We start from the raw sequence: 19,121 nt of genomic DNA, 5'->3' as shown, positions 1-19,121 counted from the left end.
TCATTACCAATGATATTGACCTTCGGTTCATTCGATTCGAACAATACAACCGGTCAGAACAGAATCCGCCAACTCAACAATTATTGGCGGATTATCCATGGCTCAGTCATTCAATCACTTGCGCTATCCCCTTGCTGCTTTGGCCCTGGTTGTAATCAGTGCCTGCGGCCAGCACGGTCCCGCAGCGGCAGCAGCACCCGCCGCCGCGAAAGTGACCGTTGCCAAGGTACTCGAACAACCCGTCAACGAATGGGACGAGTTCACTGGCCGCCTGGAAGCACCGGAAACCGTAGAAATCCGCCCTCGGGTTTCCGGCCAGATCGATCAGGTTACTTTCACTGATGGCGCCCTGGTCAAAAAAGGCGATTTGCTGTTCCAGATCGACCCTCGCCCTTTCCTCTCTGAAGTTCATCGCCTCGAAGCGCAATTGCAACAATCTCGCGCTGCCTTGACCCGTACCGGCAACGAAGCACAACGCGGCCAGCGCCTGCTGAGCAGCAACGCCATCTCTGCCGAACTGGCTGACACCCGCACCACCTCCGCTCAAGAAGCCAAAGCCGGTGTCGATGCCATTCAGGCGCAACTGGACCTGGCGCGTTTGAACTTGAGCTTCACCCGTGTGACATCACCCATCACTGGTCGCGTCAGCCGTGCGGAGATCACCGCCGGCAACATCGTGACTGCCGACGTCACACCGCTGACCAGCGTCGTCTCGACGGACAAGGTGTACGCCTACTTTGATGCCGATGAGCGTGTATTTCTGAAATACAACGAGCTGGCCCGTAAAGGTAAACGTGGTCAGGCCACTCCGGTGTTCATGGGCCTGTCCAACGAAGAAGGCAACAGCCACCAGGGTCAGATGAACTTCGTCGACAATCAGGTCAACCCGAAAACGGGCACCATCCGCGGTCGCGCAGTGTTTGATAACACCGATGGTCAATACACACCAGGCCTGTATGCCCGCTTGAAACTGGTCGGTAGCGGCACGTATTCCGCCGTGCTGATCAACGACGAAGCGGTCGGTACCGATCTGGGTAAAAAGTTCGTGCTGGTGGTGGGTGCTGACAACAAACCGGCTTACCGCAGCGTCGAACTGGGTCCGAAACTGGAAGGTCTGCGCATCGTTCGTAGCGGTTTGACCAAAGACGACACCATCGTGGTCAAGGGCTTGCAACGGGTTCGTCCTGGCACTCCGGTAGACCCCGAAGTCACTCCGATGGCCAGCCCTGAAACCATCGCCGCCCTTGCCAAACAGCGCCAGGCTTTGGAAGCCAGCAATGTTCAGCCAGCAACGGCCCCCAAACTGGCAAGCAACGCTGCCCCACGCGGTTAAGGGATAACTCATGAATTTTTCTCAATTCTTTATTTCGCGGCCGATCTTCGCAGCGGTTCTATCGCTGATGATTCTGATCGCCGGCGCGATCTCGCTGTTCCAGCTACCGATCAGTGAATACCCTGAAGTCGTGCCGCCTACCGTGGTCGTGCGTGCAAACTTCCCGGGGGCTAACCCTAAAGTAATCGGCGAAACCGTAGCTGCTCCGCTTGAACAGGCCATCACCGGTGTCGAGAACATGCTGTATATGTCCTCCCAGTCCACCGCTGACGGCAAGATCACCCTGACTATCACCTTTGCGCTGGGTACTGACCTGGACAACGCTCAGGTGCAAGTACAGAACCGCGTGACCCGGACCGAGCCGAAGCTTCCTGAAGAAGTGACGCGCATCGGTATTACCGTGGACAAGGCCTCTCCAGACCTGACCATGGTGGTCCACCTCACCTCGCCAGACAAACGCTACGACATGCTGTATCTGTCGAACTACGCGATCCTTAACATCAAGGATGAGCTGGCTCGCCTGGGTGGCGTGGGTGACGTGCAATTGTTCGGCATGGGCGATTACTCCCTGCGTGTCTGGCTTGATCCAAACAAAACCGCTTCACGTAACCTGACCGCCACCGACGTGGTCAACGCGATTCGTGAGCAAAACCGCCAAGTGGCCGCCGGTTCGTTGGGCTCGCCGCCCGCGCCAAATGCCACCAGCTTCCAGATGTCGGTTAACACCCAAGGCCGTTTGGTCAACGAGGATGAGTTCGAAAACATCATCATCCGCGCCGGCGCCAACGGTGAAATCACTCGCCTCAAAGACATCGCTCGCATCGAGCTCGGCTCCAGCCAGTATGCGCTGCGCTCACTGTTGAACAATCAACCTGCTGTCGCCATCCCGATTTTCCAACGCCCAGGCTCCAACGCCATCGAAATCTCTAACGAGGTTCGCGCCAAAATGGCCGAACTCAAGCAGAGCTTCCCAGAAGGCATGGACTTCTCGATCGTTTACGACCCGACTATCTTCGTCCGTGGTTCCATCGAGGCAGTGGTTCACACTCTGTTCGAAGCGCTGATTCTGGTGGTACTGGTTGTTATCCTGTTCCTGCAAACCTGGCGCGCTTCGATCATTCCACTGGTGGCTGTTCCGGTCTCGCTGATCGGTACTTTTGCCGTAATGCACCTGTTTGGTTTCTCGCTGAACGCGCTGTCGCTGTTCGGATTGGTACTGGCCATCGGGATCGTGGTGGATGACGCGATTGTGGTGGTGGAAAACGTCGAGCGGAACATTGAGCTTGGATTGAGTCCGATTGAAGCCACTAAACGTGCGATGAAAGAAGTAACCGGCCCGATCATTGCCACGGCCCTGGTGCTGTGTGCGGTGTTCGTTCCCGCAGCGTTTATCTCGGGTCTGACCGGTCAGTTCTACAAGCAATTTGCCCTGACCATCGCTATTTCCACGGTTATTTCGGCCTTCAACTCCCTGACCCTGTCCCCTGCCCTGTCGGCGGTATTGCTTCGGGCCCATGACGCACCGAAAGATGGCTTTTCACGCTTCCTGGATAAGCTCTTGGGTGGCTGGTTGTTCCGTCCATTCAACCGCTTCTTCGAAAAAGCCAGCAACGGTTATGTTGGCACCGTAGGCCGCGTGATCCGCGCCAGCGGCATTGCAGTGTTCCTGTATGCCGGCCTGATCGTGCTCACCTGGTTCGGTTTTGCCAACACCCCGACCGGCTTCGTACCGACTCAGGACAAGCAATACCTGGTGGCCTTCGCGCAATTGCCGGACGCTTCCAGCCTGGACCGTACTGAAGACGTGATCAAACGCATGTCCGACATCGCTCTCAAGCAGCCAGGCGTTGATAGCGCGGTGGCCTTCCCCGGCCTGTCAATCAACGGCTTCACCAACAGCCCTAACGCTGGCATCGTGTTTGTAACCCTGAAGCCGTTCGACGAGCGTAAGGACCCAAGTGAATCAGCCGGTGCCATTGCCGGTGCGCTGAACGGCAAGTTCGGTTCGATCCAAGAAGCCTATATGGCGATCTTCCCACCACCACCGGTACAAGGTCTCGGCACCATCGGCGGCTTCCGTGTGCAGATTGAAGACCGTGGCAACCTGGGTTACGACGCGCTGTACAAAGAAACCCAAAACATCATCACCAAGAGTCACACCACGCCAGAACTGGCTGCACTGTTCACCAGCTACACGGTCAACGTGCCTCAGGTCGACGCGGCTATCGACCGTGAAAAAGCCAAGACCCACGGCGTTGCCATCAGCGACATCTTCGACACGCTGCAGGTTTACCTGGGTTCGCTGTACGCCAACGACTTCAACCGCTTTGGCCGCACTTACCAGGTCAACGTTCAGGCTGAACAGCAGTTCCGTCAGGAAGGTGAGCAGATCGGTCAGCTGAAAGTACGCAATAACCTTGGCGAAATGATCCCCCTGGCGACCTTCATCAAGGTCAGCAACACCTCGGGGCCGGACCGTGTTCAACACTACAACGGCTTCATCACCGCCGAAATCAACGGCGCTGCCGGACCAGGCTACAGCTCGGGTCAAGCCCAGGCTGCCATCGAGAAGCTGCTCAAAGAAGAACTGCCCAACGGCATGACCTACGAATGGACTGACCTGACGTATCAGCAGATTTTGTCCGGCAACACCGCGCTGTTGGTGTTCCCGCTCTGCGTACTGCTGGCGTTCCTGGTGCTGGCTGCGCTGTACGAAAGCTGGAGCCTGCCACTGGCGGTGATCCTGATCGTACCCATGACCCTGCTGTCGGCCATCGCGGGTGTGATCATTGCCGGTAGCGACAACAACATCTTCACCCAGATTGGCTTGATCGTACTGGTAGGGCTGGCGTGTAAGAACGCGATCCTCATCGTCGAGTTTGCCAAGGATGAGCAGGACAAAGGCAAGACCCCGCTTGAGGCTGTACTCGAAGCCTGCCGCCTGCGTCTGCGTCCAATCCTGATGACCTCCTTCGCGTTCATCATGGGTGTGGTGCCATTGGTACTTTCCAGCGGTGCCGGTGCCGAAATGCGTCATGCCATGGGTGTGGCGGTGTTCTCCGGGATGCTCGGGGTGACCTTCTTCGGTCTGCTGCTGACACCGGTGTTCTACGTCCTGATTCGTAATTATGTGGGACGCAAACAGGCTCGCAAAGCTGACAAGGCCCTGAAGTTGGAGGCGCAACAATGAGCGTCAAATCGGTAAGATTCTTTCTTCCGAGCCTGTTGGTTCTGGCACTGGCGGCTTGTGCCGTCGGCCCGGACTACAAAGCTCCAGTCACCCCGCCGGCCAAGGTTCTGTCGGCGGCTCAAGGCAACTACGACCGTACTCACATCGAGTCGGTATGGTGGGCGCAGTTCGATGATCCGATCCTCAATCAACTGGTGAGCCAGTCGATGACCGGTAACCGGGATCTGCGGGTGTCGTTCGCTCGCTTGCAAGCTTCCCGTGCAGTACGTGATCAGGTGGCTTACACCCAGATGCCGATCATCACCAGCGGCGTGAGCAGCCAGATAGGCAAGGCGCAAGTACCGGGCACCACCAACCAGCGCGTCAACATTGAGAGTTACACGGCGGGCCTGGACATGGCCTGGGAAATCGACCTGTTTGGTCATATCCAGCGCCAAATCGAGTCGGCCAATGCCGATCAGGAGGCCAGTGAAGCCGATCTGTTTCAGTTGCAGATCAGTATCACCGCCGAACTGGTGGACGCTTACGGTCAACTGCGCGGTGCGCAATTGCGTGAACGGATTGCCCGGGACAACCTGAAGAATCAGCAGGATTCCCGTGCGGTTACTGTCAGCCTGCGTGACGGCGGGGTCGGCAACGAACTCGACGTGGTGCGTGCCGATGCCCGTCTGGCCGCGGTGGAAGCCACTGTGCCGCAACTGCAAGCCGAACAAGTGCGGGAAAAGAACCGCATCGCGACCTTGTTGGGTGAGCGTCCGGAGTCCATGGTCGTCAATTTGGCACCGGCGAACTTGCCGGCGATTGCCAAGGCTTTGCCCATTGGTGATCCCACCGACCTGCTGCGTCACCGTCCCGACGTGCGTGCCGCTGAGCGTCAACTGGCCTCGGCCACTGCGCAAATCGGCGTGAACACCGCAGACCTGTTCCCCCGGGTCAGCCTCACCGGTTTCCTCGGTTACACCGCGGCCCGTGGTTCGCAGATCGGTTCCTCGGCGGCGGCGGCCTGGTCCCTTGGCCCAAGCATTACCTGGCCAGCCCTGGACCTGCGCAGCGTGCGGGCGCGGATTCGTGGCGCCAACGCCGATGCCGACGGTGCACTGGCGAACTACGAGCAGCATGTATTGCTGGCTTTGGAAGAGTCGGAGAACGCATTCAGCGACTACAACAAACGTCAGGAACGTCTGATCTCGTTGATTCGTCAGAGTGAGTCAAGCCGTAAGGCGGCAGATTTGGCCTCGATTCAGTACCGCGAAGGCACCGCTGACTTCCTGGTGTTGCTGGATGCCGAGCGTGAGCGTCTGGCGGCTGAGGACTCTCAGGCCCTGGGCGAGATCGACACCTACCGGGGCATTGTTGCCATTTACAAAGCATTGGGTGGTGGCTGGCAGCCGCAGTCTTAACGTTTCGCTAGACCTTCTAGCCCTGCCCCTTCACCGGAGGCGGGGCTTTTTTTCATGTACGGTAAAGTGTTCATAGGCAGGTTAGAACGATCGTTGTTTGACAGCGGTCAATCACTCGCTGAAGCTGCAAGCCGTTATGAACTGGAAACTGGTATGTCAAAACCGCCTTTGAAAGGCTCGTCTGGCGAGCCCAATGCCCGTCCCAAATGGCGCCTCGGTTTGACCATCGCAGCACTGGCCATCGCTATCGGCGCTGGTGTGCTTTGGTTCCGCAGTGGCCCCACCACCCCGCCCCCCGCTGTCCATACCATCGCTTACGGCCGTGCGCTGAAGCAGGCTCACGACGGAAAACCGGGTGCCGCGCGCGTGCTTTATCAACAATTCGCCCGTACAGACTTGTCTGGAGCCCGGCGTGCGGGCTTGCTCGTCGAGTTGCCGAACTTCCCCAGCCCACAAGCGCTAAAGCTGGCTGGCGCGGCGCTGCACAGCGATGAAGACGCCGTGCAACAGGCTGCGATTAACGCCATCGTCAAACTTGTGTCGGGCAGTCAGCGCAGCGTGTTGCTGGGTCCTTTGCTCGATGAAAAGGACCAGGCCACACGCTTCAGCGCCGCGAAAGCGCTGCTGGGTCTCACGCCTGATGACGTGGGGCTTTACTTCAGTTCGTTGGAGCAAGTGGTCGAGGAGTATAAAAAAGTACTGAACGCCAACACCCCAGCCACCAGTCAGGACCAACTGCAGTTGGCCAGGCTTTATTTGCACACCAACGACAAGACCCAAGCCGCCCAAGCGCTGGAGCGAGCGCTCACCCTTGAACCCGACAACCTGGACGCTGCACTGGCACAAATCGACCTCTTGGATAAGCAAGGCCAGGCAGACAAGGCGAGACAGCTGTTAGGGCAAATGCTGGAACATAACCCTGCTTCATCAAAGCTGCAGCATGCTCTTGGCATGTGGCTGCTGGACCATGGGCAAAGTGAATATGCGCTGCTAGGCCTGGCAAAAGCTGTGGAGCTAGACCCGGACAATAATGATTTCCGCTACGACCTGGCTGTCGCCTTGCACGGTCTGGAGCAATTGGAACCTGCACAGAAGCAACTTGAGGAGATTATGCAGCGTCAGCCTGCGAACCGTCGCGCACGGGTCCTGCTGATTCACTACTGGCAGGAAAGCGGCCAATTGCAAAAGGTTCAGGTGTTGCTTGCAGAGCTGGAGCAACAGAACCCTGACGATCCCGCCTTGCAACAAGGGCTTTGAATCTCTGAAACCGGCGCCCGGAGTCGGCGCCCAAGGTTTCCCGGCACGCAGCTTATTCGGAAATAACTTACAAGCTGCTTCGTGACATATGACAAAAAACAGGGCCGCCAGTTAAGTGTAAATTTCCCTTTACTCTAATCAATTGCATAAGACTATTTTCTAACTCGAAAAAAAAGTGCATTATTTGTCTGTCGCTGGTTAACAACTACCCCTTCCACCCTGTGTGGCTCACAGCATACCGTTAGTTTCTTCCTCGGGGAGAAAACACCTTGGGGCTGGGTAGAGAACTGAAGGATCAAATCGGCCAGACGTTTTTTTCTTATCGTTTTGTCAGGCTAAATCAGCCAACTACACTGTCGGAGTAAACCTATTTGTCCAGACTTGCCGAGTTTCGCGCAGCAGAAAAAGCCCTTCAAGAACAGCTTGCCCAGCTGGAGACTTTGAAGAATGACGCCGGACTAAAGAAGGAGATTGAATTCGAACAAAAGCTTCAGGGTTTGATGAGCACCTACGACAAGAGCCTGCGCGATATCGTCGCGATCCTCGACCCGAAAGCCTCATTGCCACAGGCCGCACCCGCTGGAATCAAGCGCCGCAGGGCGCGGGTAGTGAAGGTCTATCAGAATCCGCACACCGGCGAACTGATCGAAACCAAAGGCGGCAACCACCGCGGCCTGAAGTCCTGGAAAGAGCAATACGGTGTCGACACAGTTGATTCATGGCTTCGCGCCTGAACAAATCGTCGCACTAAAAAAGCCCTGCACTGCAGGGCTTTTTTATTAGTTGTCAATGTTAGAGGGCACTATGTGTAACTCGTTCAGCATTCTGACAGGAAAGTAGAGCTAGATAGAGGCAAAATAGCGAAAGGGTTGGGTGGTACATTTCCTACAACCATTTCGGACTATTCCTACGTACATTCTATTTGACCTTTCATCAATGTTTGGCTAGTCGAGGATTAACAAAACTGGACTCACCTCACGTGTGGCTTAGATAACAGGCGTGAAGTATCTAGTGGCATTTCAATGTTGGACGGTCTCTTACGGCGAGTCTTTGTAAGGGACCTGATACAGTGTTGATTGATCTAGCAGAGCGCTGTCACATGGCCTTCCCGCTTCCATTAGTCGGGAAGGCTTTGGCTTCACATATTTTTCACATCGATTCTTACAGGATAAGGGCTGCTAAAGGATTAGCGCCCCAATGCCCGCTTCGGCGGGCTTCTTTTTGCCTGCTATTTGGCTTGATGGCTCTAACACGCGGGTTTAGTGCCCAACGACCAGTTGCAAACTGTCACGGATATGCTGAACCTCTTCCTTGGTGGCTTCGTAGCCGTCAGCGGAGCCTGCATAAGATAACGACCATGCCGTGTCCTTGGTGGCCGCCGCCACCAGCGTTTGGGTCATCACATGACCTCCGTTCTGAGTAATGCTGCAGGTCGTTTCCAGCGATGGCAGAGCGCTCAGCGTGCCTTCATGAACTTTACTGCAGACACTCTGAAAACCGTCACGGGCGAAATTGATCTGGATCGACTTTCGCATTTCGAGCAATACACTCTGCACATTGACGTCATGCCCCGCCTGAAGCTGCGTTTGCGTCAACTCCATGACCATGATCGGATTCCCGTTCTGATCATTCTTCACTGCCCGCTGTCTCATCTGGACTGATGGTTGCCCTTGAGCAGCGGTCGGGGCAGGTAGCGGCTCTACTTCCCAGCCGGTAGGCCAAGTGACCATCGCGTCGCCGGCAAAGGCGCTGCTGACGACTAGCAATAGGCCCAGGCTTATGAGCGACAGTCTGCATTGCGGGTAAATCATGATAGGCACCACCAAAACTGCGAGCCGAAAGTTTGAGCCTGCCATGGAGCTGTAACAAGGCTCCAGCGCTCTTTTTATCAACAACCTACCGTTGGGCGGATTTGGCACAGGCTGCTCTGCCCCGTATCATTTGGCAAAAGATGCCTTCTGTTATTACAAATAGTTGACCGGAGATTCCCATGAGCTTGCACCCATTGAATACCTTTGCTGGCGTCACCGCCGAACCGGATGCCGCAACACAGGGCTTTGTGTTCAACCACACCATGCTGCGGGTCAAGGACATCACTGCCTCGCTGGACTTCTACACCCGAGTGCTAGGCTTTAGCCTGGTTGAAAAGCGTGACTTCCCGGAAGCCGAATTCAGTTTGTACTTTCTGGCCTTGGTCGATAAAGCGCTGATCCCTGCGGACGACGCCGCACGTAACCAATGGATGAAGTCGATTCCCGGCATTTTGGAACTGACCCATAATCACGGCACCGAAAATGATGCCGCGTTCAGCTATCACAACGGAAACACCGACCCCCGTGGCTTTGGGCACATTTGCATTGCGGTTCCGGACGTTCATGTAGCGTGCGAGCGCTTCGAAAACCTCGGCGTGTCATTTCAAAAGCGCCTGGCCGATGGCCGTATGAACAGCCTGGCGTTCATCAACGACCCAGATGGCTACTGGGTTGAAATCATTCAACCCACGCCGCTATAAGCGGGCGCTTCTGCGCAGGCTGTGCGGGACCGAATCCATCCAGGGGAACAGGCGACGCGGTCTGTCTGGGGCAGGGAACCGCCCCCTCGCGAACACGTTCGCTCCTCCGGATTTGCGGTTCCCGCATGGTCAGGGTCATGCCTGAATCTGTAGCAGTCAACGTGTTGGCGAGGCGCCGCGCCTGATACACAGCGTCAAGCCGTTTGCCACAAGTGGCTGCAGATTTAATTAATTTGAATTGTTTGGAATAACTCTCGCTGCCGCACGTCTTCCTTGCACGATTCAATCGGCATCGAAGGAATTCACATGCGCGCCCTCATGATTTTGCTCGAACTACGTCGGTTCTCACGTCTCGCTTGCCTATTGATGGCGGCCATCGCGTGGTCGGCTGCCTCCTCGGCGGCGGACACCGGTCAGCACGCTGCGGACGTTTCTGCCCAGGCGATTGCTGCTGAAGCACCCTTTCTGGCTGACAACGATGCCGCCATGAGCAAGATGATGGACGGCATGATGGCTAAGCCTAGCGGTGATGTGGACCGTGATTTCGTCGAGATGATGACCCCGCATCACCAAGGCGGAATCGATATGGCCCTGACGATGCTCAAGTACGGCCACAACGAGCAGCTCAAACGCCTTGCTCAAGAAATTATCGTGACCCAACAACAGGAAATCGCTGCCATGCGCCTGGCCATCGGCGATCCGTTGCCGCCTTCCGTTGCCTCGCCCACTCAGGTCGCCCCTTAATCCGCACGTCTATATTTCCCCCGTGATCCTGCTGTCCCAATAAGGAATATCATATGAACTATCAGCGTTTCCCATTGGCGTTGCTCACCTGCGCCTTGCTTGCTGGCTCAATGTCAGCCATTGCTGGCCAAGCCCCGGGCAAGGCCTCGACACCAGATATTGCCGTCAGTCATCAGGATCGGATCTATGCGGCGGAGCAGTTCTCCAACACGGTGTCGGTCACCGACCCCGTGGACAACAAACTGTTGGGCGTCATCAGCCTTGGCGACCCACAGCCCGGCAACTTAAGCCCGTTGTACAAAGGCGAAGTGCTGGTCCACGGCATGGGCTTTTCGCCCGACCATCACACGCTGGCCGTGGTTTCGATTGGCACCAACTCGGTGTCGTTTATCGACACTGCCACCAACACGGTCAAACACAAAACCTACGTGGGCCGAGCGCCACACGAGGCGTTTTACACGCCTAACGGTAAGGAGGTATGGGTCACGGTGCGCGGCGAAGACTACGTGTCGGTGATAGATGCTAAAACCTTCATGGAAAAAACCCGAATCAAGGTGCCGGCCGGCCCTGGCATGCAGATTTTCTCACCAGACGGCAAATACGGTTATGTGTGCTCGTCGTTTAACCCGGAAACGGTCGTGATTACCGTGGCGGATCACAAGATTGTCGGCCGCGTGCAACAAGCTAGTCCGTTCTGCCCTAACATTGCGGCGACGCCTGACGGCAAGCAGGTCTGGTTCACCCTCAAGGATGTCGGCAAGACCCAGGTATTCGACGCCAAACCGCCGTTCACTTTACTGAAGACCTTAGACACCGGGCCTATCACCAATCATGTCAACATCGTCAGTAATGCCAATGGCACGTTCGCTTACGTAACCATCGGCGGCCTGAACCAGGTCAAAGTGTTCCGTACCGACAGCTTCGATCAGGTGGCTACGATTGCGGTCGGCAACCTGCCTCACGGCGTATGGCCGTCGGGTGATGGAACCCGGGTCTATGTTGGATTGGAAAACGCCGATGCGTTAACTGCCATCGACACACTGACCAACACCGTGATGGCGACAATCCCTATCGGCCAGGCGCCGCAGGCCATCGCCTACGTACCGGGCGCAGTACCAAGCGGTGACGGCATGGCCAATCTCAAGCCGCTGGGCGTTGCCGGTCAAGCGGTACACCTGGCCCTGGCACCGGGCGGCCAACCATCTGACCAGCCTGCAACCAGCGTGACCCTGTTCAACCAAGGCTTGACCCAAGTGTTGCAGGCTGCCGTCACCGGTCTCGAGCCTAAACAGCCTTATACCCTCGCGCTGGCCGACAAGGCTGACGGTACGGGTAATCTGCAACCACTGGCTGGATTCATGACCAACCCGGCCGGCTCAGCCATCGTCAACACCATTGGCCCAATCCGTCAGATCGTACAGAACGATACGGCTGATCAACGCAGGTATCTGGTGGTGGTCGCGGGCAAGCCGGATCAACTGGGCGCGCTGATGCAGGTTCAGGTTCAGTAGAACCTCGGGGTTGCTTGCGACCGGCACGACCTTCAGCGGTATCACTAGGGCGACCGGTTCCCGGTCGAATCGCTGCCTTCGGCAGCTCCTACAGATTATTTTTGGGTCAATAAGTTATGCGTTGTTTGATAAGAACCAACGTGTTGGCGAAGCGGCGTATCTGATACACCGCGTCAAGCATTTCGCCAACAGGTTGGCTCCTAAGTGGTATAAACCGAAGATCTTCTTCAATCATGTAACGCTTTTGCCGCCGACAGCAGGCCGCGAAACTTCTGATAGCGTTGGTTCAAGACAGCCTGCTGCTCAACCTTCGGAAAATACCGCGCGTTAACCGGCATGCCCGCTTTCAACAGATCATCGCCCTGCCCGTTCGCTAAAAACCCCAACTTGGCAGCGCCGATGCAGGCGCTGAGTTCACTGCCTTGCAGCGTATAGATTTCCCGATCAAGAATAGTTGCCAGCAACTGCGCCCAATAACCGCTGCGCGCGCCACCGCCGACCAATGCGCAGGCCTGTACTGCGGCGCCTGCCGACTGCACCGCGCACAAGGCGTCCAACAATCCAAAACCCACCCCTTCCAGCACTGCATAGCCCAGCATGGCGGGCGAACAGTCGTGCCCCAGATTCATGAACCCACCGCGCAACAAGGGGTCGTTATGCGGGGTGCGTTCGCCAGCGATGTAAGGCAGAAAAAGCGGATTGGAAAGCGCCACAGGCTGATCTAAAGGCACCGCCTTTTGCACTACCGCCAACAGCGAAAGTTCGTCAGGAAAACCCAATAACCGGGTCACCCATCGCAAACAACTGGCACCCGCCAACAGGGCGCCCATGGTGTACCAGCGCTGGGGTATCGCATGGCAAAAGCTGTGTACGGCATGCACAGGATTCCCGGCGACATGGTCGGTAATCGCGACAATCGCGGCGCTGGTGCCCAAGGTGATGAAGGCGTCACCGGCATTGATCGCTCCGATACCCACTGCCGACACGGGGTTGTCCCCACCGCCACCGGCAATTACCAGACCCACCGGCAAGCCCAGATACTGCGCTGCAGACTCATTCAGCCGGGTCGACACGGCATCGCCTTCAACCAGCCGCGGCATTTGACTTAATTCAAGTCCAGTCGCCTTCAGGATGGGTTCAAACCAGTCGCGCTTGGCCACATCCAGCCACAGCGTACCCGCAGCATCCGAGACATCACTGATGCGTTCGCCGCTCAGCCGTAAGCGCAGGTAATCCTTGGGCGACAGCACGCACTCAATCCCATTGAATACTTCAGCCTCATGCTCTTTCAGCCACAGCAGTTTGGGCGCAGTCAATCCAGCCATAGGCAAGCTGCCAGTAATTTCGGCAAATTCAGGGTGCTCACGGGCCAATTGTTCAGCCTGATCTGTCGCCCGGGAGTCATCCCACAGAATCGCCGGGTACAGCACCCGATCGTCGTGGCCCAGCAGCACTGCGCCGTGCATTTGCCCCGACAAACCGATGCAGGCAATCCGCGTGTAGGCGTGAGGCTGAGCTGCGCGCAATTGCTCCAGCGCACTCAAGCAGGCTTGCCACCAGTCTTCCGGGCGCTGTTGTGACCAACCGGCCCGTGCACGGGAAATCGTCAGTTTCGCCCCGGCATGGGCCAACACTGTGCCGTGAGTATCCAACAGCACCGCTTTCAATTCCGAGGTGCCGAGATCGATTCCGAGGGAGACAGCGTTGCTCATAAACACCCACATGAGTTTCGAATGCGTAACGTTGGCGCCAAGCGCACCGTTTGCCGTTTGCCCTCCGGCGACTCGATTCGTTTAAGCAGCAACTTGACGGCCCTGGCGCCCAACGCCTCGACTGGTTGCGCGATCACTGTCAAGCGTGGGACAAAAAAATCCGCCCAGTCAAAGTCATCGAATCCCACCAGCGCCATCTGCTCGGGCACCGCCAACTCTGCATCGCGCAGGGCATGCATGGCGCCAATGGTCATCATGTTATTGGCCGCCATGATGGCCGTGGGCGGCGACGGCAGCGCCAGCAGTTGCCGCGTGGCCAGTCGCGCCGGCTCGCTACTCGACTCACCGTTGACCAGCAACGCCGGATCAAAGGGCAGTCCTGCCGCCCTCAACGCACCCAGGTAGCCTTCGATGCGCTCTTCGGTGGTGCTGAACCCTCGCCGACCGGCGACCCACCCGATACGCCGGTGTCCATGCTCAATCAGGTGCGTGACCAACGCCTGGGACGAGGTTTTGTTCTCCACCCCAACCTGGTCAAAACCCTTCGCCGCGAGCCTATCCACCAACACCGTCGGTATTCGATTGGCCCGCAAATACGCCAAGGTTCGGTGCTGTTCATTGTCCATCGACGGTGCCAACACGATGCCGTCCACCCGCCGGTGGTGCAGCGCCTTCACTACTCGCAGTTCTTGCTCGGGATCGTCATGGGTGTCGACGAACAGCATCATGATCCCGTGCTTGGCGCATTCGGTTTCGATGGCGTGCACCGTCTCGCTGAAGTAGTGATTGGACAGCGCCGAGATTGCCACACCGATGGTGTTGGTGGTCGAACGTGCCAACGACCGGGCCAATGTGTTGGGAATGTAATCCAGTTGTTTGACCGCCAGTTCCACCGCCAGCGCGGTGGCCGGACGGACTTTACGCGTGCCATTGAGCACGTGAGACACCGTTGAAGCCGATACATTGGCCAGTTGTGCCACATCATCCATCGTGACCACAGTGCTCACTCCACCCTTTCACCAAAAATGACGAGCCTTCTTAAAGAAGACCCACAGCCTCATTTTAATGCTTGGTCCAACCGGTATACGTCGCGATGTTGTCACGGGTGATCAAGGTCGGCGCGAGCAGCTTGACCTTGTCTGCCGGTGGTTTGCCGTTGAGCAAGTCATAACCGATTACCACCGCGTCCTGGGCTTGAGCCCATGGGTCCTGACTGGCAGAGGCCTGGATCGACGAGTCGCCAGACTTCAGGGCACCTTCGATGTCCGGCGCACCGTCAACCGAGGTGATGATAATGCCGCTGCGCTTTAGCTGCTTCGCCGCCAGGTCACTGCCGATGGCTTGAGGATCATTGATGGTGAATAAACCGTCGATTTTAGGGAAGCGCACCAGATAACCTTGCATGGCATTCAAGCCGCCTTCGCGGGATCCTTTGCCGTCTTGATCGTCAGACAGAACCTTGATGCCCGGAGCAGCCGCGAACACTGTTTTACAGCCTTCCACGCGGTCGGTAACCGCAGTGACTTGCGGCCCATTCTGGATAATCACGTTACCCTTGCCGGACAACTTGTCGACAATGAACTGACACGCCTGGCGCCCGGCCAACTTGTTATCGGTCTGCACCGTGGCGTCGACCCCCTTGGCATCCACGTCAACTGCAACCACCACAATGCCAGCTTTACGAGCTTTCCTGATGGCAGGCTCGATGGCGGAAGGATCGGTCGCATTCAGCAGGATCAAATCGACGCCCGCGGAAATAAAGTTATCGATCTGAGTGAATTGCTTGCTGAGGTCGTAGTCCGCAGACACCGCAGTCACTTTGGCCTTGGGGTTGATCTCCATAGTTTTTGCCTTGGCCCCATCCACCAGCGCGACAAAATAGGGATTACCCAGGGAGCCAACACTAATGCCCACCGCATTTAAATCCCGGGCCTCGACACCTGCAGACAAGGTCGCGGCGGCCAGCAAAAGCGAAGCAACGGCAGGAAACTTGAGCTTGAAGTTCATGGCTTTTCTCTTGTGATTATTGTTTTGTGATTATCGTGATGACACCAACATTGCAGAGTCAGGTACGCGCGCCAGACTGGCGATAGCGGTCCAGCGCCACGGCCCCGATGATCACGATGCCCTTGATGATGTATTGCCAGATGTCGGACACGCCCATCAGCACCAGGCCGTTGGTCAATACGGCAATGATCAAGGCACCGATCAGCGTGCCGCCAATGGTCCCGACCCCGCCGGTAAAGCTGGTGCCGCCGAGAATCACCGCGGCGATTGCGTCGAGTTCGTAGGACTGGCCCAGTTGCAGGCCATTGGCGGCCGATAAGCGTGACGCGGTCATCACCGCCCCAAGACCGGCTAATGCACCGGACACCGCGTACACAAACAACAGCACCCGCCAGACCTTGATTCCTGAGAGGCGCGCAGCTTCAGGATTACCGCCCACCGAGTAGATGTGCACACCCATCACTGTGCGCCGCAAGATGAACCACGACAGCACCACCACGCACACCGCAATGATCACCAGCCATGGCACGCCAAGTACTGAATCATTACCAATGAAGGCGAAGGGCAACTCCGGATTGAACACGGTTTTGTCATCTGCCATCAGCCGCGCCAGGCCGCGCATTGCGGTCAGCGCGCCGAGGGTCACAATAAACGGCGGCAAACGCATGAATGCAATTAAACCGCCGTTGACCAAGCCCAACAACAAACCGAAGCCTATTCCGGCGACGATGCCCAGCATGCCGAACTGTGGCGAAGTCGACGCCAGCATCGCCACCACCGCTGACGCGGCCAGAATGGCACCCACTGAGAGATCAATCCCAGCGGTGAGAATCACAAAGGTCATGCCCGCCGCCAGCACCACATTCACCGACGCCTGCTGGCTGATAATCGACAAATTCTGCACGGTGAAGAAGTTTTCGCTCATCAGGGCAAAGCCCACCAGTAGCAGGATCAGCACCGGCAACATGCCCACCGTACGCAGCAACTCACGCACCTTTTCGCCCTTTCCGACAGCAACAACGGCGCTGCCGTTGGATACAGGTACACCCATGGCGTCGGTCTTCTCGGTGTTCTCAGTCATGACGGTTCTACCTTGAAGTGCTTTTGTCACTGTCGTCGGGTCAGGCGGCATGTTCCTCAGCCTGCTGAGCGCCGGTGGCCAGGTCGATGATTGTTTCCTGGGTGATTTCCCGCCCGGAAGTGCCGCCCAACTCAGCGACCAGCTGGCCCTCGCGCATGATTAACACGCGGTCAGAGGTGCCGATAATTTCTGGCAACTCGCTGGAGATCAGCACGATGCCAACCCCGGCTTTTGCCAGTTCATTAATGATGCGGTAGATTTCCGATTTCGAACCGATGTCGACGCCACGGGTAGGTTCATCGAGGATGAGAACATGGGGTTTGACTTCCAGCAGGCGTGCCAGCAAGACCTTTTGTTGGTTGCCACCAGACAAGGCGCCCACGTTGACCTTGCCGGAGCCTACTCGGATAGACAGCGAGCGAATGGCATCGCTTGAGCGTTGCGCGCCATGGGCTAAATCAAGCACACCGTAATGGGCATCGGGCACGCAGGCACACACATTGATGTTGCCGCCAACACTCATGTCGAGAAACAGCCCTTGAGCTTTGCGATCCTCGGTGAGATACACCACGCCCGCGCGGATCGCATCGGCAGGATTGCGCAACGGGGTGATCGCTTGCCCCGCCACTTCCAGCGTGCCGGAGGTTCGTGGGTCGGCACCAAAGATCAAACGGGCCAATTCGGTCCGCCCGGCACCCACCAGCCCGGCAATACCCAGCACTTCACCGGCGTGCACATCGAAACTGCACCCTTGCACTCGCCCGCCATCGGCCATGTTGCGCACGCGCATCACCACCGCGCCCGGATCGTACGGTGCGTGTTCTTTCTTGTAGAACCCGGACAAGTCGCGGCCAACCATCATTTTCACCAGCACGTCGGCTGACAGCGCTTCGCGTTCGAGCATGCCGACGTATTCACCGTCACGCAGCACCGACACGCGGTCCGACAGTTCATAGATCTCAGCCATACGATGGCTGATATAGATGATCGCCAAACCTTGATCCCGCAGTTGCTTGATCAAGTCAAACAGGCGGTCCGTTTCCCTGGACGATAACGGCGTGGTGGGCTCATCCATGACCAGAATTTTCGCGTTGGCGTGCAGCGCTCGGGCGATTTCCACCAATTGCCGCTCGGCAATGGACAATGTGCTGACCTTGGTCAATGGCGTGAAGTGCGCACCCAGCCGCTTCAGCACATCTACACAGCCGTTTTGCATAGCCTTACGGTTAGTGGTCCAGCCAGACTTCAGCTCATGACCAAGGTAAATATTCTCGGCCACGCTCAGGTTCGGACACAGGCTCAACTCTTGGTAGATAACCGCAATGCCGTGCTCTTTGGCCGCGCGCGGGTTATAGGTGGAAAGTGCCAGCCCATCGATGCGGATTTCACCGCCTGGATCAGCTTGATAAGCGCCAGACAGAATTTTCATCAACGTTGATTTGCCTGCGCCGTTCTCGCCCATCAACGAATGAACCTCACCCGGATAGACTTTCATGCTGACGTTTTTCAGCACACGCAAACCATTGAACGTTTTGGATATACCCTGCATTTCCAGAAGAGGAAGCGGCGTTGACGCGTAAGTCATGGACGTGCCCTCGACTGAAACGTCGCGAGGGGTAATTGAATGAGGCAAGACAAGAGCTGGATTATCTGACCAGGCAAGCTGTTCATTTTTATCCTCACGCTTTTTATTTTTATCGTGGGGCTGCGTGGGCGATGAAGCCCTGCACGACCTGACTGAACTCGACTCTAGTCAGATAAATTCATTTGCGCAAGCGCTTGCGCAAGCACCCGTGGGGTCAGTAATAGTTCATTTTATAGATAACTGCGGAGCCAATTTATCGGCGATGGGTCAAACCTGACACGCCAGATTTAACGTTTCGCCAACACGAATTGAAGGCCGCGATGACTCTGAAGGCCCCCTCGCCAACACGTTTTATGTTGCCGAGGGACCGCATTTTTCACAGGATGGCCTCAAACCGTAAACTTCATCACCAACCCGTTCAGTTCAGTGGCGAGCCGTGACAGTTCATGGCTCGCGGTTGAGGTTTGCTCAGCTGCGGTTGACGACTGGGCAGAAAGGTCACGAATGCTCATCAGGTTCTGATCCACGGACCTGGCCACTTGAGCCTGTTGTTCCGAAGCGGTGGCAATCAGCATGTTTCGCTCGGTGATATTGACAATCGCAGCAGCGATTTCCACCAGCGCAGCACCGGCTTCATGGGCAATCAGCAAGGTTATGTCGGCCTCCGTGCTGGTTTGGGCCATCGATGACACCGCATGCTGCGAACCTTCCTGGACCCCCTTGATGATCTGCTCGATTTCCAGCGTTGACTGCTGGGTACGGTGGGCCAATGCCCGAACCTCATCGGCG

General features: G+C 56.9%; 15 protein-coding genes. 8 read left to right on the top strand and 7 right to left on the bottom strand.

Features of this window, described 5'->3' with window-relative positions:
- Positions 1-97 precede the first annotated feature (97 nt).
- From mexE to JWR17_RS14310, 5 genes are all read left to right on the top strand, one after another.
- Positions 98-1,333: a multidrug efflux RND transporter periplasmic adaptor subunit MexE gene (mexE, locus tag JWR17_RS14330; RefSeq protein WP_299832551.1), complete on the top strand. Its 1,236-nt coding sequence runs from the start codon at positions 98-100 to the stop codon at positions 1,331-1,333.
- Positions 1,334-1,343: 10 nt separating this feature from the next.
- Positions 1,344-4,523 carry an efflux RND transporter permease subunit gene (locus JWR17_RS14325; RefSeq protein WP_299832549.1) on the top strand — a complete coding sequence of 1,060 codons (3,180 nt, stop codon included), beginning with the start codon at positions 1,344-1,346 and terminating at the stop codon, positions 4,521-4,523.
- The gene (locus tag JWR17_RS14320; RefSeq protein WP_299832547.1) at positions 4,520-5,923 is read left to right on the top strand and encodes an efflux transporter outer membrane subunit; all 1,404 of its coding nucleotides are present in this window, start codon (positions 4,520-4,522) and stop codon (positions 5,921-5,923) included. The genes JWR17_RS14325 and JWR17_RS14320 overlap by 4 nt, the downstream gene beginning before the upstream one ends.
- 153 nt (positions 5,924-6,076) lie before the next feature.
- Complete coding sequence (locus tag JWR17_RS14315; protein ID WP_299832545.1) at positions 6,077-7,180, top strand: tetratricopeptide repeat protein; 1,104 nt, start codon at positions 6,077-6,079, stop codon at positions 7,178-7,180.
- 371 nt (positions 7,181-7,551) lie between these two features.
- Entirely contained in the window at positions 7,552-7,914 is a 363-nt protein-coding gene (locus JWR17_RS14310) for a histone-like nucleoid-structuring protein, MvaT/MvaU family (protein ID WP_299832543.1), read from the top strand.
- A 525-nt stretch (positions 7,915-8,439) separates the two neighbouring features.
- On the opposite strand, the gene JWR17_RS14305 is transcribed toward JWR17_RS14310, so the two are convergent.
- Positions 8,440-8,991, bottom strand: coding sequence for a DUF4946 domain-containing protein (locus JWR17_RS14305; RefSeq protein ID WP_299832541.1), 552 nt, complete (start codon positions 8,989-8,991; stop codon positions 8,440-8,442).
- A 179-nt stretch (positions 8,992-9,170) separates the two neighbouring features.
- Between JWR17_RS14305 and gloA the strand changes: the two genes are divergently transcribed.
- The 3 genes from gloA to JWR17_RS14290 all read left to right on the top strand — a co-directional run bounded on the left by gloA (position 9,171) and on the right by JWR17_RS14290 (position 11,947).
- Entirely contained in the window at positions 9,171-9,692 is a 522-nt protein-coding gene (gene gloA / locus JWR17_RS14300; protein WP_299832539.1) for a lactoylglutathione lyase, read from the top strand.
- Between the two features lie 306 nt (positions 9,693-9,998).
- On the top strand, positions 9,999-10,436 hold the full coding sequence (locus JWR17_RS14295; RefSeq protein WP_299832537.1) for a DUF305 domain-containing protein: 438 nt from the start codon (positions 9,999-10,001) through the stop codon (positions 10,434-10,436).
- 53 nt (positions 10,437-10,489) lie between these two features.
- Entirely contained in the window at positions 10,490-11,947 is a 1,458-nt protein-coding gene (locus tag JWR17_RS14290) for a beta-propeller fold lactonase family protein (protein ID WP_299832535.1), read from the top strand.
- 227 nt (positions 11,948-12,174) lie between these two features.
- On the opposite strand, the gene xylB is transcribed toward JWR17_RS14290, so the two are convergent.
- From xylB to JWR17_RS14260, 6 genes are all read right to left on the bottom strand, one after another.
- Positions 12,175-13,659 (bottom strand): xylulokinase, encoded by a 1,485-nt coding sequence (gene xylB, locus JWR17_RS14285; protein WP_299832533.1) that lies wholly within the window; start codon positions 13,657-13,659, stop codon positions 12,175-12,177.
- Complete coding sequence (locus JWR17_RS14280) at positions 13,656-14,657, bottom strand: LacI family DNA-binding transcriptional regulator (protein WP_299832530.1); 1,002 nt, start codon at positions 14,655-14,657, stop codon at positions 13,656-13,658. Before JWR17_RS14280 ends, xylB begins: the two co-directional genes overlap by 4 nt.
- Before the next feature lie 64 nt (positions 14,658-14,721).
- Entirely contained in the window at positions 14,722-15,666 is a 945-nt protein-coding gene (locus JWR17_RS14275) for an ABC transporter substrate-binding protein (protein WP_299832529.1), read from the bottom strand.
- Positions 15,667-15,724: 58 nt separating this feature from the next.
- Entirely contained in the window at positions 15,725-16,717 is a 993-nt protein-coding gene (locus JWR17_RS14270; RefSeq protein WP_299832562.1) for a ribose ABC transporter permease, read from the bottom strand.
- A gap of 70 nt (positions 16,718-16,787) precedes the next feature.
- Entirely contained in the window at positions 16,788-18,332 is a 1,545-nt protein-coding gene (locus JWR17_RS14265; protein ID WP_299832527.1) for a sugar ABC transporter ATP-binding protein, read from the bottom strand.
- A 389-nt stretch (positions 18,333-18,721) separates the two neighbouring features.
- On the bottom strand, positions 18,722-19,121 hold a 400-nt coding region (locus JWR17_RS14260; protein WP_299832525.1), incomplete at its 5' end, for a methyl-accepting chemotaxis protein.

This window comes from Pseudomonas sp. (assembly GCF_028293835.1).
In the GTDB taxonomy this organism is placed as follows: domain Bacteria; phylum Pseudomonadota; class Gammaproteobacteria; order Pseudomonadales; family Pseudomonadaceae; genus Aquipseudomonas.
Note: the sequence above shows the minus strand (reverse complement) of the source record. Positions and strands in the feature narration are given on the sequence as shown.

Excerpts from the sequence above, each read along its gene's own strand:
- mexE (WP_299832551.1), top strand. The coding sequence starts at position 98 with ATGGCTCAGTCATTCAATCACTTGCGCTATCCCCTTGCTGCTTTGGCC.
- JWR17_RS14325 (WP_299832549.1), top strand. The coding sequence starts at position 1,344 with ATGAATTTTTCTCAATTCTTTATTTCGCGGCCGATCTTCGCAGCGGTT.
- JWR17_RS14320 (WP_299832547.1), top strand. The coding sequence starts at position 4,520 with ATGAGCGTCAAATCGGTAAGATTCTTTCTTCCGAGCCTGTTGGTTCTG.
- JWR17_RS14315 (WP_299832545.1), top strand. The coding sequence starts at position 6,077 with ATGTCAAAACCGCCTTTGAAAGGCTCGTCTGGCGAGCCCAATGCCCGT.
- JWR17_RS14305 (WP_299832541.1), bottom strand. The coding sequence starts at position 8,991 with ATGATTTACCCGCAATGCAGACTGTCGCTCATAAGCCTGGGCCTATTG.
- gloA (WP_299832539.1), top strand. The coding sequence starts at position 9,171 with ATGAGCTTGCACCCATTGAATACCTTTGCTGGCGTCACCGCCGAACCG.
- JWR17_RS14295 (WP_299832537.1), top strand. The coding sequence starts at position 9,999 with ATGCGCGCCCTCATGATTTTGCTCGAACTACGTCGGTTCTCACGTCTC.
- JWR17_RS14290 (WP_299832535.1), top strand. The coding sequence starts at position 10,490 with ATGAACTATCAGCGTTTCCCATTGGCGTTGCTCACCTGCGCCTTGCTT.
- xylB (WP_299832533.1), bottom strand. The coding sequence starts at position 13,659 with ATGAGCAACGCTGTCTCCCTCGGAATCGATCTCGGCACCTCGGAATTG.
- JWR17_RS14275 (WP_299832529.1), bottom strand. The coding sequence starts at position 15,666 with ATGAACTTCAAGCTCAAGTTTCCTGCCGTTGCTTCGCTTTTGCTGGCC.
- JWR17_RS14270 (WP_299832562.1), bottom strand. The coding sequence starts at position 16,717 with ATGGGTGTACCTGTATCCAACGGCAGCGCCGTTGTTGCTGTCGGAAAG.
- JWR17_RS14265 (WP_299832527.1), bottom strand. The coding sequence starts at position 18,332 with ATGACTTACGCGTCAACGCCGCTTCCTCTTCTGGAAATGCAGGGTATA.